This is a genomic window from Paenalcaligenes sp. Me131 (genome assembly GCF_050487225.1).
Lineage (GTDB): Bacteria > Pseudomonadota > Gammaproteobacteria > Burkholderiales > Burkholderiaceae_B > Paenalcaligenes.
In genome coordinates, this window is the sequence record NZ_JBKQGY010000001.1 from 327,511 (window position 1) to 350,948 (window position 23,438).

Consider the following 23,438-nt stretch of genomic DNA (forward strand, 5'->3'; position numbering starts at 1 on the left):
GGAAGGGATTTTTCAATGTCGATTCTGATTAATAAAGATACCAAAGTTATTACTCAAGGTATTACAGGTAAAACCGGTCAATTTCACACACGTATGTGTCGTGAATACGGTAACGGTAAAGAAGCGTTTGTAGCTGGCGTGAACCCACGTCGCGCAGGCGAGGACTTCGAAGGCGTGCCTATCTACGCAAACGTAAAAGATGCACGTGATGCAACTGGCGCAACCGTGTCGGTTATTTACGTTCCACCAGCAGGTGCTGCTGATGCGATCTGGGAAGCTGTAGACGCTGACCTGGATCTGGTGATCTGCATTACCGAAGGTATTCCTGTTCGTGACATGCTGCGTGTACGTAACCGTATGCGTGCTGAGAACAAGAAAACCTTGTTGTTGGGCCCTAACTGCCCAGGTCTGATCACTCCAGACGAACTGAAAATCGGTATTATGCCTGGCCACATCCACCGTAAAGGTCGTATTGGTGTGGTTAGCCGTTCCGGTACATTGACCTACGAAGCGGTTGCTCAGGTAACTGAGTTGGGCTTGGGTCAATCCAGCGCGGTAGGTATCGGTGGTGACCCAATCAACGGTCTGAAACACATCGATGTACTGAAAATGTTCAACGACGATCCAGACACTGATGCCGTGATCATGATCGGCGAGATCGGCGGTCCAGACGAAGTGAACGCTGCTCTGTGGGCTAAGGACAACATGAAAAAGCCAGTAATCGGCTTTATCGCTGGTGTTACAGCGCCTCCAGGGAAACGTATGGGTCACGCAGGTGCTCTGATTTCCGGTGGTGCTGATACTGCAGACGCCAAACTGGAAGTGATGGAAGCTTGCGGTATTCGTACTACACGCAACCCATCCGAAATGGGCAAGTTGCTGAAGTCTGTACTGTAAGCGCTGTTCATACCCAGTTGCGGTAAACTGGGTATAGGCATGCAAAAAGAAGTGCCCTGCATTGCGATGTAGGGCGCTTTTTTGATGGTGTACTCATCGCATGCGTGAATAGCACTACTTTGCTAGATATAGGGCAACACAAAGCAGGCTATGACCATTATCTAGGTTGAACACTACAGAAACTCAATGATCGAATTCTTCGAAACGCTCCACTGGGGCGCATTGTTTCAGATCGTTTTAATTGATATTTTGCTGGGCGGTGATAATGCCGTGGTTATCGCGCTAGCGTGCAGAAATCTTGACCATAAACAACGCATCAAAGGCATATTGTGGGGTACGGTAGGGGCAATTATCCTGCGCGTCCTCTTGATTTTCTTTGCGTTAACCTTACTGGATATTCCTTTCCTGAAATTGGTAGGGGCCGCGATGTTGTTCTGGATAGGGTTGAGGTTGTTGGTTCCAGACGAGGGCGAACACGGTAATGTGCAAGCGGGTAGTAGTGTGTGGTCAGCCGTCAAAACCATTTTGATTGCAGACTTTGTCATGAGTCTGGACAACGTGATTGCGATTGCTGGCGCTGCACAAAATACACAAGCCGATCACCAAATGGTGTATGTGATCTTTGGTTTGCTGCTAAGTGTCCCCATTATTATTTGGGGTAGCACGTTAGTGTTGAAATTGATTGACCGGTTTCCTGTGCTCATCACCTTGGGCGCGGCCTTATTGGGTTGGATCGCAGGGGGCATGCTGGTGACTGATATCGCTGTGACACGCTATGTGGGCGATATCTCCTCTACAACGAAGTTGATTGTAGAAGCCTCTGTTGCCGTTATACTGGTCATATTGGGCAAATGGATGGCAATGCGCCAACCTACCATTAAATAAAGGATGAAATCATGAGTTTTTTACCTGACTCTGATCGTAAAAAGCATGAATCTGGCCTGTCCCTGCTACAAGGGTTGGCGATTTTGGCTATTTTGGGGATCGTGGGCGCCGCTGTGGCCCGTTACTTTGCTGGGTAGGAGTTGTTTTGTTGGTACCTGATCAGTTGATTATTGCAACACGTGCTAGCCGACTGGCATTGTGGCAGGCCGAGTTCGTACGTGACTCTTTACAGACACTGTATCCTACCTGCAAGGTTGAGCTGCTGAGTATGACTACTCGCGGTGATCAAATCCTTGATCGCACGCTGTCTAAAGTGGGTGGTAAGGGGTTGTTCATCAAAGAGCTGGAAGTGGCTTTGTTAGAAGGCAAGGCCCATTTAGCAGTGCACTCCTTAAAAGATGTGCCCTTTGATCTGCAAAGCCCGTTTGCTTTGCCAGTGATCATGAAACGCGAAGACCCGCGTGATGCTTTTGTATCTAACCACTATGCGTCGCTGGCTGATTTGCCAGAGGGTGCTGTAGTGGGCACAGCCAGTTTGCGTCGTGAAGCGCAAATACGAGAACGCTACCCACACCTGACCATTAAGCCGTTGCGTGGCAACTTAGACACCCGCTTAGGCAAACTGGATAACGGCGATTACGATGCCATTATTTTGGCTGCAGCCGGCTTGATTCGTCTGGGGCTAGCTGAGCGTATACGTTCATTGCTGTCCCCTGAAGACAGCCTACCTTCAGCAGGCCAAGGCGCGCTGGGTATAGAGATTATGGAAGCTAATGTAGAGCTACAGGCTCTATTGGCCCCCTTAGCATGTGCTGAATCTACAGCGCGTGCGCTGGCTGAACGTACCGTGTCACGCTTGTTGGGTGGTTCATGCCAAGTGCCAATGGCGGCGTATGCCACCATTGAGAACGATCAATTGTATTTGCGTGCATTGGTTGCCGAGCCTGACGGATCACGCATTATTCGCGCAGAAGCCCGTGGTAATGCTGACGATGCTGTTGCATTGGGTACTCAAGTAGCCAATGCGCTCTTAGCAGATGGGGCTAAAGACATTTTGTCTAGATTGTCCATTGCGAGCAGCGAGAACTAACGCGTGAGCGAAGGGCGTTCTGCTACCGCCATACTGACTCGTCCAGAAGGCCGTAACCAAGCCTTGCAGGAGGCCTTGCAGCAGCAGGGCCAGCAAAGCTTGGTGCTGCCTGCCTTAGTGCTAGAAGAACAGCAGCACAACTTTGATCCTTTGATACATCACCCTTCTTTGTTTGACCTGGTGGTGTTTGTCAGCAGCCAAGCGGCACTCAGTTACCTCAATATCATTGCGCAGCACGGCATTGCTTGGCCGGCCACTGTGCGAGTCGCAGGCGTGGGTCAAGCGAGCATCGTACCGTTTCGCGAACAGCGCGTGGTATCGGAACAACTGTTGTTGTACCCCGCTAGTCATACTGCACAAGATTCCGAGGCATTATGGAGCGTGTTGCAACCCCACCTCTCTACACTGCGTAATGTGTTGGTAGTGCGAGGCCAGAAAGGCCGTGAATGGTTGGGGGCAGCGCTAGAGGCAGAAGGAAAGCAGGTGCAGCGTTTAACGGTCTATCAGCGCCAACCAGCGTTATGGACGGGTGAGGACGTCGTGCAGTTGCAGCAGGCGTTGTTGTCTACACAATGCTCCATCTTATTTAGCAGTTCCGAAAGTGTCGCAGCGATTTTGGATAACCTATGCCGTCTGGGTTTAGAGCAGTATTGGGCCAAGGTAGGTGGCGTAGTCATTCACGAACGCATAGGGAAACGACTACAATCGGAACAAGAGAAGCGGAATTTGGCCCCGTTACAAAGGCTGCGTTATGCTTCACCTAGTGTGGAGTCCATGTGCGCGGCCTTTACTGAGCTGGCCAGCGTCAACAAAACGTAATCGGATTACATCTTGCTATGACAGATAAAACAGATAAAACACCTGAAATCGATCCGTCTCAGCCCGAGAAGGCCACTGTGCAGGATACGCCTGCCACAGTAGGCGCTGAGCATACCGGCAAGAAAAGCACCTATTTTTCGCAGAATGACACTGCCAAGCAGCCGGCGGCTAAAAGCAAGCATGGCTTAACCGTATTGGCGGCAGCGATTGTGTTGGCACTGGTGGGTGGCGGTGTCTGGTATGGCCAACAGCAGCAAAAAGACTACGTTGACCTTGAGCGTCAACTGCAGGCGAATATTCAGGCTAGCAACAAAGCGGTAGACCAAGTACAGCAGGTGCAGTCTCAATTACGCGATCTGCAACAAAAATATCAGCAATTGCAGCGTGAATTGGCCGATAGCCAAGAACGCACTCAAGATTTACATCAGGCTTTCCAGACGCTCACTGATGCGGGCGGCCAGCAAGCGCTGTTAAATGACGTCGAGCATTTGGTGAATCTGGCTCAGCAGCAATTACTGATAGGCGGTAACGTCAATAATGCGATTGTGTCCATGGAAACAGCGCAAGCGCGTTTGGCTCGTGCCAACCGACCTACCTTGGCCTCATTGCAGCAAACCATTAATGGTGATTTGCAACGCCTACGCGCCATTACTGTGGTCGATGTGTCCTCGCTATCCCGTCAATTAGATACCTTGCAGGCAGAGCTAAACCGCGCTGTGTTGCTAGCGCCTGATGCAGCGGTGGAAGAAAACGAAGATACCGCATCAGAACCAACGATTCCAGAGCCAGTGTTTACTGAAGAAACACCCTGGTGGGAACGTACGGCCAAACAAAGCTGGTACTGGGTAGAGCGTGGTTGGGATGCCGTATCTCAAGACCTCGGCGATCTGGTGTCTGTGCGCCGTATTGATGATGCGTCTGCGTTGTTGTTGTCTCCTGAGCAAGCCGACCGTTTGCGCGATAACCTACGTTTACGTATCACCACGGCACGTTTGGCGCTGATGACGGGCCAACCGTTGGTGTGGCAGTCTGAAATGAATGCCGTGTTGGCCGTGTTGCAACAACGTTTTGATGTGCAAACAGGTGCTGGCGCAGAAGCACTGCAATTGACGCGAAGCCTGCTAGAAATGCCTATAGTGACCCATCTGCCTACCTTGGATAACAGCCTGCAGGCCTTGGAATCCATGATGCAGAAAGAGGCTGTGGACGATGAAACAGCCGCTGCAAATGAGGCAGATGAACCTGCCGAAGCGGGTACAGTGGTCGAGGAGCAAGAGGAAGCAGGGGACGCTGTAGAGACGGTAGAGGATCAACCTGACGCCACTACTGAGAATGCGACTCAAGCTGCATTGCGCACACTGGCCACCCCTTTTCAAGGATAAGTCATGAGAGCCTGGATTTGGACGCTGGTAGTATTAATTGCGGCGGTGACTCTGGCGCTGGTATTGCGTGAGCACAGCGGTAACGTGGTGGTGCTGGTGCCGCCATATCGTGTGTCGTTCGGCTTAAACTTTGCCGTCGTGGCCGCCATTGTCATTTTTATCGTGCTGTATGTGGCGCTACGCTTCATCAGCTGGATTTCCGGTAGCCCTGAGCGCTTTCGCTTGTGGCGTGGCCGTAGAGCCCAAAACCGTGACCGTGCTTTGTTGGAAAGCGGTTGGTTAAATGTGCTGGAAGGTCGCTACGATCAAGCCGAAAAAGATCTCACCAAGTTGTTGGCTAAAACACGTTCGCACAGCAGTCGCGTGCTGGCAGGCTTGGCCAGTGCTAGAGCCGCCCATAATCAGGGCGAGTATCAACGCCGTGACGAACAGTTCAAGCAAGTACAAGACGAAGCGGCTAAAGACGAGCGTTTGAAAGTGGCCGCCGCAACAGCAATGGCTGAAATGTGGTTGGATCAAGGTAACCCTCAAGAAGCGGTCGCATTGTTGCAGCCTTTACAAGACGTGAATGCCCGCTTTTTGCATACGACTCGCTTGTTGTTACGTGCTTACCGCCAGCTAGGGCAACACGATCAGGTGTATGAATTGACGCGTCTCTTGGTGCGCCGTAGTGCGATTGATAGAGATGAAGCCTTAGCAGCGATAGAAGAAGCCGCTGCGGCACGTATTAAAGTAGGCGGCATTGAGCAGTTTAAAACGATCTGGGGCGACTTACGTGCCGACGAAAAAACACTGCCAATTGTGGCCTTGGCTGCTGCGCAAGTGAAAGCGGAAGCCGATGAGTACGATGATGCTGCTCGTATTCTGGAAGCCGCCATCAATGTGCGTTTCGAGCCTTCATTGATCATGGCCTATGCGAATTGCACGCCAGAACACTATGCGCGCCGTTTGAGCAAAGCCGAAGAATGGCTGCGTAAGTACCCCAACGATGCCGATTTGTTGGCCGCTTTAGGTCAACTGTGTTTGACTGGTCAGTTGTGGGGGCAGGGCGAGCACTACCTGAAACGCAGCATGAAAATCCGCAACGACATGCGTATTCATGCGCTGTTGGGTAACTTGTACGACGGTTTAGGCCGTAGCCAAGATGCGATGCGTCACTGGCAATTAGCCTCTGCTGTAGTAGTAGGTGCATTGCCTAGCGTGCGTACCAGCCGCTCTTTGCCTGCTGCCGAGACTCAGGCCGATCCCGACATTGTAGACACGGCATTTGCACCTGATGCGGTTATCACTGACCCTTCAGAGGTGCAGCCATTGGCTGCTAGCGCGGCTGATTTCTATTCTGAAGACTCAACCAGCCCTACACCGGCGGTTGAGGTTGTAGCACCCGCTTCCACAACACCGGCAGCAAGTTCATCTAACGATGATGACGAGTATTTTGACTCGGCCTTGCCACCAGGGGTGGACACCAGCATTATTTCTGACCGCCCTGATCGCAGGGTTGATTAATCATTATTGAAGGTTCGCTCATGAGCTTAAATCTCGTCACCCCCGGTGCTAATGCACCGGAAGAGTTCAACGTCATCATCGAAATTCCTATGAATTCCGATCCAGTGAAGTACGAAGTGGACGACGAAACTGGCGCGATCTTTGTTGATCGTTTCATGTTGGCCGCTATGCACTACCCAGTGAACTACGGTTACGTGCCACAAACTATCGCTGACGATGGTGACCCAGCTGACGTGTTGGTATTGGCTCCATTCCCAATCCAAATCGGTGCTGTAGTGAAATGCCGCGCGATTGGCGTATTGATGATGGAAGATGAAGGTGGTGGCGATTCTAAAGTATTGGCCGTACCAGTAACCAAACTGTACCCTCCATACCGTCACATTAATGGCCCAGACGATCTGCCAGAAGAAGAATTGGCTCGTTTGAAACACTTCTTTGAGCGTTACAAAGACCTGGAAAAAGGTAAATGGGTCAAAGTAAACGGTTGGGAAGGTGTTGAGTCTGCGAAACGTGAGATTTCCAACAGCATCGCTCGCTTCCAAGAAGGACAAAAATAAAATGACTTGGGCAATCCAACCACAGGAAGTCGTTGGGCTAGAGGTGACAGGCAGTGAGCAGCGTTTTCCGGTAAACCGCATTTTTTGTGTAGGCCGGAACTACGCTGAGCACGCTCAGGAAATGGGTCATAGCGGACGCGAAGACCCATTCTTCTTTGCCAAACCAGCGGGTGCGGTATGGGCGATGGGTACTGATTCAGCACCTGTATGGCCTTATCCAGTACAAAGCCAAGATGTACACCATGAGGTAGAACTTGTGGTGGCATTGGGCTCTGGCGGCAAGGACCTTAGCCTAGAGCAAGCTGAGCAGAGCATTTGGGGTTATGCCATTGGTTTGGACATGACGCAGCGAGATGTGCAGACTCAGTTGAAAAAACAAGGTAGGCCTTGGGAAGTGGGTAAAGCATTTGATGCATCAGCGCCTATGGGGCCCTTGCATCCACGTGCGGCGTTTGGCGTACTGACCAAAGGGGCTATTAGCTTGGATATCAATGGTGAGCGTAGACAATCTGGTGATATCAACCAGATGATCTGGCCTATTGTTGAAACCATTGCCTACTTGTCTACGCGCTTTACCTTGCAGGCAGGTGATTTGATCATGACAGGCACGCCAGCAGGCGTAGGCCCTGTGCAGATCGGTGACGTGCTGACAGCAACAGTAGAGGGTTTAGGCAGCGTACAGTTAACGGTAGGGCGTTCGTAACGAGCGAACACTACCGTAGCAACCCGGTTTTGCAGCATAGCTCAACCGGGTTTTTTTATGGATGACACATGAAGCACGCAGCACAGCAACGTGGTTGGAAAGCCGTACCGGGCGGGGTTTGGGCGCTGGGTTTTGTTTCTATGTTGATGGATATTTCGTCGGAAATGATCCATGCTTTATTGCCTATCTACATGGTAACGGTATTGGGTACATCAGCGCTCAGTGTGGGCTTTATTGAGGGCATAGCCGAGGCCGTGGCATCCGTCACTAAAGTATTCTCGGGGGCGGTAAGTGATAGGTTAGGCAAACGTAAGATCTTGGCGGTATGTGGTTATGGACTGGGAGCCTTAACCAAACCCGTATTTCCCTTGGCAGGGACATTGGGTTGGCTGGTGGGAGCGAGGTTCGTAGACCGTATAGGTAAAGGCATACGGGGTGCGCCACGTGATGCTTTAGTGGCGGATATCACGCCTGCAGAGCTACGTGGTGCGGCCTTTGGTTTACGCCAAACCTTAGACACTATAGGTGCATTTTTAGGACCATTGTTGGTCATAGGGTTGATGTGGCTAACCGCAGACTCGTTCCAAAGCGTATTTTGGATTGCTGTCATTCCGGCATTCTTAGCGGTATTTGTGCTGATTGTGTATGTCAAAGACCCAGCGCCAAGCTCATTAAAAAAAGATCCTAAAAAGGTCTTGAAATGGCATGATTTAGTGAAGCTAGGTAGTGATTACTGGTGGGTGGCTGGGGTAGGGGGCGTATTTGCCTTAGCGCGTTTCAGCGAAGCCTTTTTGATCTTGCGCGCCGATGCCGTAGGCATAGAAATTATGTGGACGCCCATAGTGCTGGTGTTGATGAGTCTAGCGTTTTCGATATCTGCGTATCCTGCTGGTGCTTTATCCGACCGCATTAATAGAATCAGCGTGTTGGGTATAGGTTTGGTGCTATTGATTGCAGCCGATTTGGTGATTGCGCTAGTGCCAGGTTTAACCGGTTTGCTCGTGGGTGTGGTGTTGTGGGGGCTGCATATGGGCTTTACCCAAGGGCTGTTTGCGGCCTTGATTGCCGATTGTGCACCCACAGAATTACGCGGTACGGCTTTTGGTATGTTCAACCTGTTAACCGGTATTGCGCTCTTTATTGCCAGTGTCGTAGCTGGTTTGCTGTGGGATGTGGTGGGTTTTCAAGGTACGTTCCTTGTGGGGGCGGGCTTTGCTGTGTTGACTGCTGTGGGGTTGGTCGCCTTAAAGCACAAAACGTCCTTATAAGGTGCTGCAGATTACCGCAATACAACAAAGACACCATGCCTAGTAGACAGCGCATGGTGTCTTTATGTGGCCATGTGTAAAGTAGAGCAAGAGTGAATATATCCATGGGTTTATAGAGGGCAGAGAGGCATTCAGGATGAACGTAGTTGTACAAGAAGAAAGCACTGGATGTGGTATTGCATCAGTCGCCAATATTGTTGGTAAAACATACGCAGAAATGAAGGCTATTGCCAATGCAATGGGCATTTACGCGGAAGATACATCGCTATGGTCGGATACCAACTATGTACGCAGATTGTTACGCCATGAGGGCATCAAGACTTCTACGGATGAGCTACCTTTTGAGTCATGGGAAACACTGCCCAATACCGCGTTGTTATCCATTAAACACCATCAAGAAAATGGGAAAGACTTCTGGCATTGGGTAGTGTTTAAACGCGTAGAAGGCGCGGCGGTAGTGTTGGACTCTGCCAGTTACTTGCCGTCGAACATACGTAAAGATTTTTCCGCTATGCAGCCTAAGTGGTTTATTACGGTAGAGGCATAACGCACAGTGTAGTGGTGAGGCTGGCTGTATTCGTTGCAGAGCGTGACGGTCTTGTCATGTGCACAGGTGGCCTGCGCTGTATACTGAGCCACTTTTTAGGTAAACGACTAACGTGGGTTAGGGGCATGTATGTTTTCTAGAATATTTGGTTCACTGGATAGAACCTATCTGATCAGAGCGTATTGCGTAGGCGCTTTGTATTTCGCCTTGTTTCTATTCATGGAAAACAATATAGGGTGGAGTACCAATGGGTTGTGGAATCGCATTATTCCTGGTGTTATTTGCTTGATCCTTTTCCCATTTTCTAAAGTGGTGTACGACGAGCTAAAACGCTTTGTGTTTGGCGATAACGTTTTCTACATCAACACATGGGTGATGTTGGTGGGGAAGATCATCATTAACCTAGTCTTGTTTGTGATGGCGTGGATTATTGCTCCAGTAGGTATCGCCTACATTTGGTTCAAAACGCGCGGGCATTAATGCCAGGGAAACTAGGCTGCTTGTTTTAGGCGAGACTGCAGTCCCTTACTAACGGTAAAAAGGTTCGGTTTACATGACACCCAAGCTAATGCGTGTGCTAAGAAAACTGTATAAGTATCAAAACGCTGAGTACGATGCAGAGCGTCGCGTGTCTATCTACAATGAGCAAATACTCAGCGATAAAGAACGCGACATTTTGCAAGAGCATCAGTGGCAAAGTAATGCCATCACGTATTTTGCTGATCATGATGATGTAATTGAAAAGCTGCGGTCGCTAAAAAATAGTCCTGAACTGACACAAGAACGCATACTGACAACCTTCATTGCGGGAGTTGGCGGTAGTTATTTGCGCGGAAGATCGGTGTTATCCGCATGGAGCAAACTGAATAATATTGCCGTACACACGTATCTAGAAAAGCCCGAATACCGCTGTTGCTGGGTGTGTGCGGACCATAACGAGCCTAACTACCTGCATGACTCCCATTTGCAGTACTGTTTGTATGTGGGGAATGCTTACAGCAGTACGCCCACCTACGCCTATCTGAATTTGGCTCATTTGTTGACACAGCCTGTAGTAGCCGCGACAGCAGAAGATAAACATGCCTTTCTCAGTCTGATTGATTTGCTACGCAATGCACCCGATGACGAGACACCAGGGCAATTTGAAAAGCGCTTAACCGCTGCGAAAATTATCAAGGGTGATGTCTATACTAAACGAGGCATACTAGACAGCTTGGCAAGGCTAGGTGTGATACCCAATCAGTTCATCACATTGAGTGATAGGGCATGGACGAACTTTGGTGACATAGTGAGTTGTGAAAACCAACTCAAAAACACCAAAGGGCGATCGGATATGGAAATGCCCTGGGCAGGCTGGAAAGGGCGTTTAAAAGTAGACGAAGCTCAACTGCAAAAGGTATTTGGCGCATACGTGTAACGCGCAAGTTTGTAGCCATTCAACGGATCAGAAGGGTGTTTGTTTATATTCGTCACACGCCTATTTGTTCGTAGTGCTATAACCATCACATACATGGTCTTTGGAGGAACAGTGATGTACCACATCGGAATGGCAGCGGTTGCCGTGTTATTAGTGGCTTGTGCGCCTGTAGAGCCCAAAGTAGGGATGGCGAACCCGGCCTCTGTCTATTGTGTAGACATGGGTGGGACGGTGAGTAACCAAGATCAGCCGGGTGGGCAAGTAGGTATTTGCACCTTACCGGATGGCAGCGTAGCCGAAGAGTGGGAGCTTTTCAGGCGAAATAACCCTCAAAACTAAGATAAACTCTTTAGTGCTTGACAGCTTATCTTTTAAGCTGCACAATACTGTCTATCGATACAGTTTTGGTCGATAAAGATTTTAAAGCCTCGCTTTTGTGGCGAGGTTTTTATTTGGTCAGACGCGGGATGGAGCAGCATGGTAGCTCGTCGGGCTCATAACCCGAAGGTCGTAGGTTCAAATCCTGCTCCCGCAACCAATAAGAAACCCCAGCATGAGAAATCATGCTGGGGTTTTTCTTTTGCTGAAACATATGCTGCAGCATGCCTAAAGGGGCATCTACAGAAAAGTGGAGGCATTGGGAGTGGCTCATATACCTCAATACTGCTGTTCTGTTTCTACGTCAAATAACTCTTGATCCTTGCTGTCTATTTGTGCTGTTATCATCTCAGTATCTTATTGAAAGGAGATGAGAATGAGGGCACTTGTGGTAGGAGTGTTGTGTGCAGTAGCACTGGCAGGATGTGGTCAGCTTCAAAATGTCACGGTCGAGCAAATTAGAACTCCGGATCATTTGAGAAAATCGGGGACGATAGAAAAGTCGATTTCTCAGATTCAGCAGTCTCTATATGATTACGGTGATAAGTGCAGATCCCCAAGAGGGCAGATTACTGTTAATCCATCAGACCATAGGAAAGCACGTGTCACTTCTTATATGGATGGGCTTACAAAAGATAGTGCAGCACTTTTGATTGAGTTGAATCAGGTTGGCGATACACTGACTGAATATCAAGGTTATACATATTATTCAAATTGGACAAAAATATTAGAACAGATTTTGTATATTATGGAAGGGGGCTTGGATTGTGATAAATGAGCTTATTGAGTGGTGCTGGCTATAGCGATGTTTGGCATTTAATGACGACTCAGACTTATTTTCACACAGCTTAAGTAGTTATTAGGGAACTGTCTGTAACACTGCATATGTTACATAGCTCGCTCCCGCAACCAATAAGAAACCCCAGCATGAGAAATCATGCTGGGGTTTTTCTTTTGCTATTACCTCTATAGCCCTACAGGGCGTATCACTGTGGGCAGTAGGGTACTGGAATCGCCACTCCCCGCTCTACAAACATATACCTTAAATGTGTCATAGTGCGACATAAGTTACTGAATGAGTAATCCGCACAGAGTGAGGGATTGTTGTTTGTAGCCCCGGGTGTTTTATTTTGACGTTGAATGATACATAATAGTAACCGCATGTTTTTTCATTCTTGAGAAGGAATGGAAAACTTTACGCCACCAGTTCTAAAGGATTGGTGGCGTTTTTTCTTGTCTAAAACGTCTGCATAAGCTTTGTAACAATGCCTCACGATAGAGCTGTACTACTATGACTGGAAATACACAGCTGTTGATGCCAACACGGCATGCATGCGCAGCGGGCAATTAATTTTTTGGTTCCATTCCAAGGGGGAGAAATGAAGAAACGTGTCCTAGTATTAGCGTTGCCAGCAGCGTTGTTAGTTTCTGGTTGTGGCTCTATGGGCGATGGCAGTGACGGTTCTTTCCTGAGTGCTTTACAGCGCTTCTCTACTCTGTTGGATGGTACTACTCCTTTTGTAGAAGAGGCAGAGGAGTGGAAGCAGTACAGCATTACGAAAACGGCACAAGGGGTAACCTATACAACAGCAACAACGTCAGACACACAGTTTGTGGTGAGGAAAATGGATACGGAGTATGTTGCGGCCATTGATCGCTTATCGCGTCCGTTTGCAATCAGCGAGAGCGCTAAGAAAGAGCTGGATGAGGCTAATAAAGGCTACCAATTTACTTATAACCAGATTAGAGCGGTGAAAGACAAAACGACCTCTAACACGATTGGTTATTGCATCAATTACGATGTGAATAGACACGAAAATGGTCAGCCTACGCCCCTGAATGCACCCGGTAACGTTCAGCAGGGTTTTCTTTATGTGGCAAAAGATAAGCCTGTCTCAGCGACCACTTCCAATATAGAGTTTATAAAACGGATGTGTACCGAAGATTTTTATAATCGATATAAAAATCCCAATTACTAACAACGTGAAGCGTTGCTTGCCACGTTGCACGGTGGATAAGCGACGCGACAGATCACCGCATTGCTGGCTTGATGATTATGGGTGTTGTAGCACCTAAAAAAGCTAAATCTAGCACGCCTTCTTCCCTAATTTAGTCTCCTACATCACTTTATCCGCCCTCAATCTTACGAATTGAGGAGGGCGGAGCTTTGTTCCAAACTGCTGCTACAGACAACAGGAGAGTCACATGACAGCAGATAAGAAACAAAGCGGACAGGGGATGGTCGAGTACATCATCATCGTAGCGTTAGTAGCGATTGCGGCTATTGCTGTATTTCAGCTATTTGGTCAGGTAGTACGTTCGCAAACTGCAGCGATTGCTCACGAGCTAGCAGGCGAGGATGGTTCGGAAATGACGCAAGCGGCAGGGGATGCTGCTCAAGCTACGGCGGCACAAACCTCGGCTAAAGGCCTGAAATCGTTTACAGGTAATACGAGCGTTCCAAAATGAGGCACGTTAGCCATTCCTCAGCCCAGCAAGGCCAAGTGCTGGTGCTGGGCATTATATGTCTAGCGGTTTTGGTGCTGCTCTTTAACCGCGCCTTTTGGGTGGGGGACATTAGCGCCGCCAAAATGCGGCAGAACAGTGCGACGGATACGGCGGTGTATAGCGCTGGTCTGGTTCAAGCCAGACTACTTAATATGCTGGCGTTATTGAACCGAGCCTATGTGGCGCATCATGTGGCAAGTGCCCACTTGGCTACAGCGGCTTCGTGGGGGCATTTTGCGCTGACACAGGCAGAGCGTTTCGGTAGAGCAAACCCACCAGCGAGTTTGATTGGCCTGATGTTTGGTCCGGCTCATGCCAGAGATTACGCGTCTTCAGCCAAGGCGCTAGGGTTGGGGGAAAGGCTGTCGTTGCAGAGTCGATTGCAGAGTGCTGCGCTTGCGCATACCGAGTTTAGTAATCAGGTATTTGGCCGCGTGCAGCAGAATCTTCAACAACATTTTTTTGCGTTGGCCAAGCAAAGTGCTGAAGTGATTTTGTACCGCAGCTATCCAGAAATAAACGCAGCATCTAGGCTGAGTGCTGCGCTGCAGCAGCACCCGAGTACGGTATTGGCAACGGTAGCGGCACAGTCATTCGTAGCGGATTGGGTGCGTGATAGCGCAGGCAGCTATGCGTTCTTACAGCCAAGGAACTATACCGCTAAAAACAAATGGGTAGTCAGTGCTCGTTGCCCGCATTTACGACACCAGCTTCGTCGACGCGGTGAAACAAAACTCGACGACAAAGCAGGCTGGCGAAGTGGTGACACCTTGTCTTTCCATGCGCTGAGGTCTAACCGTTGGATAGGTTGTTATTACCGTGAATATGCTATGGGGTACGCCTGGATACCTAGCCGGCGTGGGCAAGTCCCCGATGGCGTATTTATTGAGGACCCGCCTGATAACTTTTCTCAGCAAGATTTCTGGCGCTGGGTACGCGAGGTGGCTGGCTGGAATCTACTGGGTGAAGAGGCGAATCCGTTAGCCAGTTCGTATGGCTATGCATTGGCACAGCCATTAATGAGTGCCACCTTGCAGCCTGCTCTAGTATTGGCATCCCAGGTTTCAACGGTTGAGTTAGCGTTGCAGGTGACGCAGCCTACAGCCAATACCACGTTAACAACGCACAGCACGGCAGAGGTAGCCTATTTGCCCCCCGTGCAGGTCTCACATCGCCCCAATCTATTTATGCCGTATTGGGAATCTAGGCTAGTCGCTAAAGCTAGCGTGCCCCGTTGGAGTGCGTCATGAGTCAACGAGGGCAAGCCATAGTGGAAAGCATCATCGTGTTGCCTGTGCTGATGGGGCTGTTATTTATGGCGCATTGGTTGCTGTATGCGCAGCATGAGAAAAGTCGAGTCCAATTAGCCGCTGCACACGGCGCTTTTCTACGCGCACAACTGTGGTCTGCCGACTATCCCTTAACAGAGCCTCAGCGTAAAGCCCTCTGGGATGCAGAGGCTACGGGACTGCAGTATAGCCAAACAGGTTATGGGTGGAATGAAGCCCTGGATAGGGAGTCCACATCGTTAGCGGCTGAAGTGCGTTTAGAGGATGAGGGCATCCATCAAAGTAGTTTGCAGAAGCGCTTAAGCCATGCCTTGTTCCCTTCGTTGGCGTTAACGCAGCAGCATGTGGTGTTAGTGGGTAGTGGGAGTGCAGTTGCTGCAGCCCAGGTACGGCAACGCTTGGAGCAAGCGCCTCAATGGTGGGGGAAGGCGGCAGATCGTAGTCGTCGTCAGGTACAAAACATAGAGTACTTTACTGGCACGGTGGATAAGGCGTGGGGGCGAGCCACTCCTGAATACGACTGGCTGCGTCAATGGGAAAGCAGCATACCTTCACGGTATGAGCGGCAGGAGTGAGCCATGAGGATATCCATGACTAGACTGTGTTGCGTAGGTGTATTGGGAGTAAGTGCAGTCACAGTAGCAGAGCCGCTGCAAGCGCAATGGCTTGCTCCGTTGCACAGTGTTGAGCAGATCTTGCATGCATATAGCCCCGAGTTATTGCTGTCGCTGCAATCCGATGCGTTGTGGTATTACGCTTGGCAGGTAAAAGGCGTGGATCTTGCTGAGTTCATGCAGCAGGCACAAGAGCGTATTCCACAGCTAGAGAAAGCCCATGTACAAAAGGGAAGTGTCTTATGGGAGCAATCGGGGGTGACAGATCCTTGCTCTGTGCGGTTACAGACAGTGGATCAGAGTACTGCGTTTATTGCACTGAGCTGTCTGCGTTCTGCGCAGCCCGTGTACTTACCTCTGTTTTCTCATCCTGACTTGCAACTGCTGTGGGCGTGGGAAGAACAACTGAGCAGTGCGAGGGTGCAGCACCAATGGTATAGCGTGTCTAAAGACGTAGAACCTCAGGCTGTATTGGCAGAATTGGTAGCCAAGAAGTTTCCCACATTGTCTGTGCATATGGATTCTTATGCCCTGAGCTTTCAGCATGGTGCGGAACAGTGGGTAATGAGTTGGATACCGATGGGTGAACAAATGGTTGGTATCTACGTGTTGCGCTGCTATTAGGGCCAGAAGCAAGGGGGAGCAATGAGTACCGTATGGCAGCAGCGCTTATGGGCGCATCGATCCACAGCAATTTGGGTGTTGTTGTCTTTGCTGGGGGCAGGGTTGGCAGTGTGGTCCAGTTCGCGCTATTTGGCGGATAAAACACAAGAATTAGAAGCGCGTGCAGCGGTTCCGATGGTAGCGCGTCTAGTCGCTGCGCGATCATTACCGGTAGGGGCCATTCTAGGTAGCGAAGATGTGGCGATACGTGATTTTCCTCAGCACTTAATCAGTAGCGATAGTTTGTCACCAGAGTATTTTTTAGCTATAGAAAATCAGAAATTAGCGCATGCATTGGTAGCGGGCGACTTGATCTTGCCTGCCCATGTACGAGAACAAGAGCCGGATCGGTTTTCTTCTATCTTGCGCCCTGGACGCCGGGCATTAACTATCCCTGCCGATGTGTTGAGTTCTGTGGCAGGGCTTTTGCAGGCAGGGGATTTAATCGATGTATACGTGTCTTTTGATTATCAGCGACGTCGTATTTCTTCGCCTTTACTGCAGGGCGTGAGAGTTTTAGCCATTAATCGCAATACCGAGTATCTCAGCGAAAGCCGTTATGAAGCCAGCACACTGACATTGGATGTGAGCCCTGAAGAGGGTGTGACCTTATTGGCGGCAAGGCAGGCAGGAACATTAACAGCCATGCTGCGCCCAGTAGGCGATGCGGGGAGGTCGGATCGAGCGATTCGGGGTGATTTGGCTGCTTTGTTAGGTCTGGCTACGTCGTCACCAACGAGGGCAAAGAAGTCTGCTCCGGTGGTGTATGGCAATCAGCAGAACCGTACCTTACAAGCATTGGTGGCTTCGACGGCGGCGGCGTCTCCTTCTAAGGCTTTGTTTTCACTACCAGCACAAGCCTATGGCTTAGAAAACATGTCTGAACAAGCTGCCGCACCGTGGGCTGATTGGACTGAGCGTAATGCGGCAGAGGCAATAGTCTTACAGGGAGAGGAATATGAATGACGCCAGTGCAAAGCACGTAATGAGGCTGAGCCTATGTGTAGTGATAGTTTGGTGGGCGATGGCAGGGTCAGCCAAAGCAGAAACGTGGCAGATGCAAGTGGGTGATATGCGGGTGCTGGCTATTCCAGAATTAGCGCGCGTCGCAGTAGGTGATGGTCATGTACTAAACGCTGTGACAACGGAAGAGCAAGAGGTAATTGTTTTTGCGCGCAACGAGGGCAGCAGCACAGTGCAACTGTGGCAGCGTGACGGTAGTCGTCAGGCTTACCACGTAGACGTACTGTCTACTGGCGTGCGGCAAAGTAAAAGTGAATTAAAACAGTTATTGGCCAAAATTCCTGGCGTGGAAATTAGTGAGGTGGGGGATAAGTTGGTTGTAGAGGCTACACATTTAACAGATAGACAACAGGAACACTTGGCAGTACTAGCTAAGCGATATCCGCAGCTTTTGGACTTAAGTGATAGCCAAGGGTGGGATGCGATGGTGTTGTTAGATGTGCAGGTGGTAGAGGTACCTCGCAATGCCTTACGCAATTTAGGCACGCGCTGGAGTGATACCACAGAAGGTGGGTTTACGGCTGGGGTTGCATGGGAGAATGCAGCCGGTAGCATTGGCGCACGGCCCGGTGAAACCGTGGTGGCCACGGAAATGGGCAGTTCAGCACTCAAGGGCTATTTTGGTATTAATGCGTTGCTCTCAGCACGTATACAAGCGTTGAGCGAGGTGGGGGCGGCAACCATCTTGGCACAGCCGCAATTACTGGCTCGCAGTGGCAGTACTGCTGAGTTTCTGGCAGGCGGTGAAGTGCCTTATACCGTGACAGACAGCAATGGTAATAACTCCACGCAGTTCAAGCCCTATGGCGTTTCATTGCGTATTACGCCCCTCATCCAAGCCTCTGGAGCGGTACGTTCACGTATTGAGGTAGAGGTGAGTTCTATAGATCCTAGTTTATCAGTGCCCAGTGGCCCCTCTCTGAAAACAAGGCGAACGGCGACGGAGTTTAATGTGCAAACGGGCCAAACCTTAATTCTGGCGGGGTTCATCTCCAGAGAGGTTTCTCGCAATCAAGATAGGGTTCCAGGGTTGGGTACATTGCCTGTTTTGGGGGCAGCATTTAGTTCTGAGCGTTTTCAGCGTCAGGAAACAGAATTAGCCATTTTCGTAACGCCGCATATTGTGGAAGCCAATCATCCTGTTATGCAGCAGCGCATACATAGGGCGCAGGCAATGGTGGCCCAGCAGTTCCCAGAAGCCCCCAGAGTGAATACAACAATGACTGAAGGGGAAAAAGATTCGTTGTCGCGACCGGATTGGGCATTGCCAGTGGAGCCATTGAGTGCGTTGCTTCAAGGTGGTCATTATGAGTGATCTAGCCTTTAAGCTTTGCGGTGAATACCAAAATGGAGAGCGTTTTGAGTTTCCATTGGCAGAGCAGTGTGTAATTGGTAAAGAGGCTTCTGCACAGTTGGTGTTAAAGGGATGGCGTATTGCCAAGCAGCATGCACGTATCGCTAGGCATGCCCAACAATACTTTTTAGAGGATTGTGGGAGCTTGGCTGGTACGTATGTGAATGGGCAACGCGTGACGCAATACGGGCCATTGCAAGACGGTGATTGTGTGGTGATAGGGCCCTGTCAGTTAGTGGTGAAGCGTGTGGCAGAGGATGAGCCGGAATTAGGGCGGCTACAGATTAACAATGAAAGCGTAGAGGCTAAGCAACAGAGTGCTTCCGTCGCAGCGCAGCGAGAGCAAGCCTTGTTGTTGGCGGAACATGTGGCGGCCTTGCATGCGCGTTTGGTGGATGCGTTAGAGTTGCGCCGTAAGCAGTACAGCGATATGAATGAAGCCGTATTACGCTTGGAAGCGCAGCAATGTGTAGAGGCTCTGATTGCGAAAAGCACCGATTTGCCGCCTTCGTTATGTAAGCAGCAATTGGTCCAAGCCGTGTTGGATGAGGCGTTAGGTTTAGGGCCGTTAGAAGCTCTATTACGTGACCCAGGCATTAGCGAAATCATGGTGAATTCCCCGTCACAGATTTTTGTGGAAATGCAGGGGCAATGCCATGAAAGCGCTGCTGTGTTTAGTAGTGAGTCGGCATTGGTCGCCATTATGGAGCGTATCGTAGCGCCCTTAGGTAGGCGCTTGGACGATGCCTCTCCTATGGTGGATGCGCGGTTACGAGATGGCTCTAGAGTGAATGCGGTGTTACCGCCTATTGCCCTTAAAGGCCCTACCTTAACCATACGAAAGTTCCCCGCCAAGCGTTTGGTGATGGATGACTTATTGGCCTTTGGTGCGCTGAGCCCGACGATGGCCGAGTTTTTACGTTGCTGCGTACAGGCTAGAAAAAATGTGGTGGTGGCCGGGGGAACGGGCTCAGGGAAAACGACGTTGTTAAACGTGCTCACGAACTACATTGCTCCTCAAGAAAGGGTGGTCACCATTGAAGATGCTGCAGAGTTGCAGTTGAACATGGCAAATTGGGTTTCTTTAGAAGCGCGTCCCGCCAACGTGGAAGGGGAGGGGCTAGTGAGCATCCGTGACTTGGTACGTAATGCATTACGCATGCGGCCCGACCGTATCGTAGTGGGGGAGTGTCGTGGTGGTGAAGCCTTTGATATGTTGGCAGCGATGAATACGGGGCATGAGGGTTCCTTGACAACCGTGCACGCTAATACCCCTAGAGAGGCGCTTAATAGGTTGGAAACGCTGGTGTTATTAGCAGGTATGGATTTACCAGTGACCGTGGCGCGTGAGCATATCGCCAGCAGCCTAGAGGTGTTGGTGTTGCAGAAACGTTTGGCTGATGGCCGCCGCATCATTCATTCCATTACTGAGGTATGCGGTTTAGAGGCGGGGCGTATACAGCTACAAGAGCTGTTTGCTGCAGAGGTATCTAGCTCAGGTGGCGTGGTGTTCAAAGGGCAGGGGCTGATACCGCAGATTTTTAGTGAGCAAATGGAGTGGTTGGATCAACGCTGGTTTAGCGATGTAGCCTAATAAAGGAGGCTGACATGTGGTGGATAGGCGCGTTATTGGGAGTAATGGTGGCCGTGGCAGCATTTACGATGATGACTGCACCAAAGGCTTGGGGAGTATTCGAGCAAAAAAAGAAACAAGTAGATGCTCAGTCACAGGCGGTATTAGAAGCGGCGTATTGGTTTGTGGATGCTCGTGTGCTGGCGGTGTTTTTCAGCTTGATATTGTTGTTCAGTGTGTTTCTCTGGTGGTGGCTCACGGGTAATGTTTGGCTGGCTTGGATCGCTCCGATCTTGGTTCTGATTGCCGTGCCAAGAACAATGCAACGTTTGCAGAAAAAGCGTCATTTGCGCGTCTGCACACAGTTACCAGATTTTATCCAGTCGCTAGCGGCAGCCTCGCGAGCGGGCCTAGGGCTGCAAGTAGCGTTTCAGCAGTTAGCACTGCAGAGTAAGTCCCCACTACGTGCTGAACTGGAACTTTGCTTACGTGAACTACGATTGGGGATAGGGCTAGAACAAGCCGTGATGAACTTATCTAGCCGTATTCCACATGAAGGCACGCAATTGTTGGCCGCGAGTCTAGAGGTTTCTCAGCGTTGCGGCGGGCGTATCAGTGATGTGTTGGAACGTTTAGCCCATAGTTTACGTATGCGCTTGTATCTAGAGGAAAAGGTCAAAACCCTGACGGCACAAGCATCGTTGCAAGCGTGGGTGATGGCAGCGATTCCGCTCCTGATTGCTGCGGCATTGAGTTGGATGCAGCCCGAGTTGATGCAGAGTTTTTGGTCTGAACCCATAGGGTGGGGTGTGGCCACCTTGGTTGTGGTCTTAGAGGGTGTTGGGTTGCATATGATGCGTAAGATTGCTCAGATCAGGGTGTAGGTATGCAGGGGCTCTGGGGGTATATTAGCTTTGCGTTGGTGGCCGTCACGACGATGGCTAGTCTACTGGGTGTAGGGAATTGGCTGCGTACTCGTTGGCGGCAATTACCAGAACAGGTGCAGGATCGTGCATGGCATCAATGGTTAGTATGGCTACATAGTGCGCTAGGGCGCAGGCTATGGGTGTTATTGCCGTGGCGATGGCGTCATCGATTGCCAATCTGGTTAGGCATAGAGCAGCATGCCGAGGTCTATGTAGTGCTGGGACGAGTGTTTCTGCAGGCGCTAACCGCTGCATTCATTGTGTTGCTGCTCAGTGCTGTCTACAGTGAAGAAATGAACCTGTATATGGCGGCTGTAGCTGGGGGCGTCACGTTGATATTGCCGTGGTGGAAGCGCTATCAAGAACGCCAAAGCCGATTGCACGCCCAACGTTGCCAGTATCCGTTCTTTCTGGATGTATTGGCGTTGTCGGTAGAGTCTGGTGCCGGTGTGATGTTGGCTTTGCAAACCGCTGCTGAAAGTTTGCCATCAGGTGATTTACAACGGTTACTACAGCAGGCCTTGTTTAGGATGCGTTCGGGTATGAGTCGTGAACAAAGCTTTGAGCGCCTTGTGCAGGACAGCGGTTTGGTAGAGATGTCAGTGCTTTCTGCGAACTTAGACAATGCCGTGAAAATGGGTTTGTCGCTCAGCACTGTTCTACGTGCGCAAGCGGACCAATATAGACAAGAACGCTTTTTACGCGCAGAGAAACAAGCCTTAGAAGCGCCTGTGAAAATGCTTTTTCCTGTTGTGAGCTGCATTTTGCCATGCACCTTTTTGGTGATCGCTTTTCCTTTGGTCATGCAGATGATGCAAAGTTTGTTCTAAGGTAGCGTCGTATGCCTACATCACCAGCACTACAGGGTGTGCGTCATGTTTGGTGCATGCAAAGTTTTCAGGCAAGGCTCTTTGGTATGCACCGTATAACAATGTCTGAAAGGGCTCATACCATTTTGTGTTTTAAGGGCTGCCGATTGGTGCATACACTGGGGCTGTACAGCTCGCATGCGGTGCTTTTTTTGGATGCAAAAGGCGATGTGCTAAAGGGGCCGTTGCTCATGCTGCCAAACCGCATATACGGTTGTACACGTGCGGCAGAGGTGGTTGAGATGCCTGCGTGGGTACTGCAACTACGCCAATCTGTCTTAGAGCAAGAACTAAGGAGTTGGCGCAGGTGTGCGCAGAGGCGTTAACAGCCAGCGTGATGCTTGGTTGGTATGGGTTTACAGATCAGGATCTTGGTGCGAGGCTGCATTTAATGCCATTGCACTAGGGCCAAATACCGTCAGGTAAATAGGGTAGAAGCTACCATACAGAATCGCCAAAATGACTAAGCTAAGCGGTGTCAGAATCAGCTGTTGCAGACTAGGGGCTAGGCCAGAAGACAACAAAATTAAATCCAACTGCTGCATCAAGAAATACAGCACTAACCAACATAGGCCGTACAAAATGAATGGGAACTTGTTGCGCCAGCACGCCACCATGGAATAGAACAGTGCTTGTTTGATGGCAATGTTGTGCCAGCCAATGAGGGCGGGGGCATGCCAGAACAGCGCAGAGACCAGTACGTAGATAGCCATCAGGGCGAACATGGGCGCGCGTAAGGCACGCATGAATGCCGCTTCATCGACAGGCTCGCCTGGTGCAGGCATCACGCTCATGATGCTGTCTACGAATGGAATGGTGGCTAGTAACCCTGCCGCCAAACAGGCCAGCATATAGAGTGCGCCCAGTTTGATTAAAGGGTTACGCACCTTAGTTGGACGTAAGGGGGCAGTCCACATGCCTAGCTGCATTTGCTGGCCTTTAGCAATATTGTGGCTGGCATTGAGAACAATAAAGGTCAGAGCAGGTGAGGCTACCAGCAAAGCGATTTGGCCTAATAGCGGCAGCAAATAGCTTAGGTGGATCAGCAAGTTGGTGACCAAGCTCCAGAACAACATGGCCATAGGTTGACGCATGAAAAGGCTGAAGCCTTCACGAACCCAGAGCCAACCATAGAAAAAGGGCAGGGAAACAGCTTGCATACGGTGTCTC

Annotated in this window: 26 protein-coding genes and 1 tRNA gene; 26 read left to right on the forward strand and 1 reads right to left on the reverse strand. The window is 50.2% G+C overall.

Annotation, left to right across the window (positions count from 1 at the left end):
* The first annotated feature begins 15 nt into the window (after nt 1-15).
* The 26 genes from sucD to ACLPHM_RS01680 all read left to right on the forward strand — a co-directional run bounded on the left by sucD (nt 16) and on the right by ACLPHM_RS01680 (nt 22,229).
* Nucleotides 16-897 (forward strand): succinate--CoA ligase subunit alpha, encoded by an 882-nt coding sequence (sucD, locus tag ACLPHM_RS01555; protein ID WP_135866077.1) that lies wholly within the window; start codon nt 16-18, stop codon nt 895-897.
* Nucleotides 898-1,083: 186 nt separating this feature from the next.
* The gene (locus tag ACLPHM_RS01560) at nt 1,084-1,782 is read left to right on the forward strand and encodes a TerC family protein (RefSeq protein WP_430219520.1); all 699 of its coding nucleotides are present in this window, start codon (nt 1,084-1,086) and stop codon (nt 1,780-1,782) included.
* Nucleotides 1,783-1,793: 11 nt separating this feature from the next.
* Nucleotides 1,794-1,919, forward strand: a complete 126-nt coding sequence (locus ACLPHM_RS01565) for a hypothetical protein (protein ID WP_430219521.1) — start codon at nt 1,794-1,796, stop codon at nt 1,917-1,919.
* Between the two features lie 8 nt (nt 1,920-1,927).
* Nucleotides 1,928-2,872, forward strand: coding sequence for a hydroxymethylbilane synthase (gene hemC / locus ACLPHM_RS01570; RefSeq protein WP_430219522.1), 945 nt, complete (start codon nt 1,928-1,930; stop codon nt 2,870-2,872).
* A gap of 3 nt (nt 2,873-2,875) precedes the next feature.
* On the forward strand, nt 2,876-3,691 hold the full coding sequence (locus ACLPHM_RS01575; RefSeq protein ID WP_430219523.1) for a uroporphyrinogen-III synthase: 816 nt from the start codon (nt 2,876-2,878) through the stop codon (nt 3,689-3,691).
* A 17-nt stretch (nt 3,692-3,708) separates the two neighbouring features.
* The gene (locus tag ACLPHM_RS01580) at nt 3,709-5,073 is read left to right on the forward strand and encodes a uroporphyrinogen-III C-methyltransferase (RefSeq protein WP_430219524.1); all 1,365 of its coding nucleotides are present in this window, start codon (nt 3,709-3,711) and stop codon (nt 5,071-5,073) included.
* Between the two features lie 3 nt (nt 5,074-5,076).
* On the forward strand, nt 5,077-6,579 hold the full coding sequence (locus ACLPHM_RS01585; RefSeq protein WP_430219525.1) for a heme biosynthesis HemY N-terminal domain-containing protein: 1,503 nt from the start codon (nt 5,077-5,079) through the stop codon (nt 6,577-6,579).
* 20 nt (nt 6,580-6,599) lie between these two features.
* Nucleotides 6,600-7,136, forward strand: coding sequence for an inorganic diphosphatase (gene ppa / locus ACLPHM_RS01590; RefSeq protein WP_135867027.1), 537 nt, complete (start codon nt 6,600-6,602; stop codon nt 7,134-7,136).
* Between the two features lies 1 nt (nt 7,137).
* Nucleotides 7,138-7,839, forward strand: a complete 702-nt coding sequence (locus tag ACLPHM_RS01595) for a fumarylacetoacetate hydrolase family protein (RefSeq protein WP_430219526.1) — start codon at nt 7,138-7,140, stop codon at nt 7,837-7,839.
* Between the two features lie 68 nt (nt 7,840-7,907).
* Complete coding sequence (locus ACLPHM_RS01600; protein WP_430219527.1) at nt 7,908-9,107, forward strand: MFS transporter; 1,200 nt, start codon at nt 7,908-7,910, stop codon at nt 9,105-9,107.
* A 136-nt stretch (nt 9,108-9,243) separates the two neighbouring features.
* Nucleotides 9,244-9,654: a hypothetical protein gene (locus ACLPHM_RS01605; protein ID WP_430219528.1), complete on the forward strand. Its 411-nt coding sequence runs from the start codon at nt 9,244-9,246 to the stop codon at nt 9,652-9,654.
* Nucleotides 9,655-9,783: 129 nt separating this feature from the next.
* The gene (locus ACLPHM_RS01610; RefSeq protein ID WP_430219529.1) at nt 9,784-10,134 is read left to right on the forward strand and encodes a hypothetical protein; all 351 of its coding nucleotides are present in this window, start codon (nt 9,784-9,786) and stop codon (nt 10,132-10,134) included.
* A gap of 73 nt (nt 10,135-10,207) precedes the next feature.
* Nucleotides 10,208-11,071 carry a hypothetical protein gene (locus ACLPHM_RS01615; protein ID WP_430219530.1) on the forward strand — a complete coding sequence of 288 codons (864 nt, stop codon included), beginning with the start codon at nt 10,208-10,210 and terminating at the stop codon, nt 11,069-11,071.
* A gap of 114 nt (nt 11,072-11,185) precedes the next feature.
* Nucleotides 11,186-11,410 (forward strand): putative hemolysin, encoded by a 225-nt coding sequence (locus tag ACLPHM_RS01620; protein ID WP_430219531.1) that lies wholly within the window; start codon nt 11,186-11,188, stop codon nt 11,408-11,410.
* A 122-nt stretch (nt 11,411-11,532) separates the two neighbouring features.
* Nucleotides 11,533-11,609: transfer RNA gene (locus ACLPHM_RS01625), tRNA-Met, on the forward strand.
* 216 nt (nt 11,610-11,825) lie between these two features.
* Nucleotides 11,826-12,227 carry a hypothetical protein gene (locus ACLPHM_RS01630; RefSeq protein ID WP_430219532.1) on the forward strand — a complete coding sequence of 134 codons (402 nt, stop codon included), beginning with the start codon at nt 11,826-11,828 and terminating at the stop codon, nt 12,225-12,227.
* A gap of 601 nt (nt 12,228-12,828) precedes the next feature.
* Nucleotides 12,829-13,428 carry a hypothetical protein gene (locus tag ACLPHM_RS01635; protein ID WP_430219533.1) on the forward strand — a complete coding sequence of 200 codons (600 nt, stop codon included), beginning with the start codon at nt 12,829-12,831 and terminating at the stop codon, nt 13,426-13,428.
* A 226-nt stretch (nt 13,429-13,654) separates the two neighbouring features.
* Complete coding sequence (locus tag ACLPHM_RS01640; RefSeq protein ID WP_430219534.1) at nt 13,655-13,918, forward strand: hypothetical protein; 264 nt, start codon at nt 13,655-13,657, stop codon at nt 13,916-13,918.
* A complete protein-coding gene (locus ACLPHM_RS01645; RefSeq protein ID WP_430219535.1) occupies nt 13,915-15,207 on the forward strand; it encodes a hypothetical protein in 1,293 nt (430 codons plus the stop codon). The genes ACLPHM_RS01640 and ACLPHM_RS01645 overlap by 4 nt, the downstream gene beginning before the upstream one ends.
* The gene (locus tag ACLPHM_RS01650) at nt 15,204-15,821 is read left to right on the forward strand and encodes a TadE family protein (protein WP_430219536.1); all 618 of its coding nucleotides are present in this window, start codon (nt 15,204-15,206) and stop codon (nt 15,819-15,821) included. Before ACLPHM_RS01645 ends, ACLPHM_RS01650 begins: the two co-directional genes overlap by 4 nt.
* A 3-nt stretch (nt 15,822-15,824) precedes the next feature.
* On the forward strand, nt 15,825-16,484 hold the full coding sequence (locus tag ACLPHM_RS01655) for a hypothetical protein (protein ID WP_430219537.1): 660 nt from the start codon (nt 15,825-15,827) through the stop codon (nt 16,482-16,484).
* Nucleotides 16,485-16,505: 21 nt separating this feature from the next.
* Nucleotides 16,506-17,489 carry a Flp pilus assembly protein CpaB gene (gene cpaB / locus ACLPHM_RS01660; protein WP_430219538.1) on the forward strand — a complete coding sequence of 328 codons (984 nt, stop codon included), beginning with the start codon at nt 16,506-16,508 and terminating at the stop codon, nt 17,487-17,489.
* Entirely contained in the window at nt 17,482-18,861 is a 1,380-nt protein-coding gene (locus tag ACLPHM_RS01665) for a type II and III secretion system protein family protein (protein ID WP_430219539.1), read from the forward strand. Before cpaB ends, ACLPHM_RS01665 begins: the two co-directional genes overlap by 8 nt.
* Entirely contained in the window at nt 18,854-20,494 is a 1,641-nt protein-coding gene (locus tag ACLPHM_RS01670) for an ATPase, T2SS/T4P/T4SS family (protein ID WP_430219540.1), read from the forward strand. The genes ACLPHM_RS01665 and ACLPHM_RS01670 overlap by 8 nt, the downstream gene beginning before the upstream one ends.
* A gap of 14 nt (nt 20,495-20,508) precedes the next feature.
* Entirely contained in the window at nt 20,509-21,357 is an 849-nt protein-coding gene (locus ACLPHM_RS01675) for a type II secretion system F family protein (protein WP_430219541.1), read from the forward strand.
* 2 nt (nt 21,358-21,359) lie between these two features.
* Nucleotides 21,360-22,229 (forward strand): type II secretion system F family protein, encoded by an 870-nt coding sequence (locus tag ACLPHM_RS01680; RefSeq protein WP_430219542.1) that lies wholly within the window; start codon nt 21,360-21,362, stop codon nt 22,227-22,229.
* Nucleotides 22,230-22,624: 395 nt separating this feature from the next.
* Here the strand turns inward: ACLPHM_RS01680 and ACLPHM_RS01685 are convergent, their stop codons facing one another.
* On the reverse strand, nt 22,625-23,428 hold the full coding sequence (locus tag ACLPHM_RS01685; protein WP_430219543.1) for a BPSS1780 family membrane protein: 804 nt from the start codon (nt 23,426-23,428) through the stop codon (nt 22,625-22,627).
* Nucleotides 23,429-23,438: the final 10 nt, after the last annotated feature.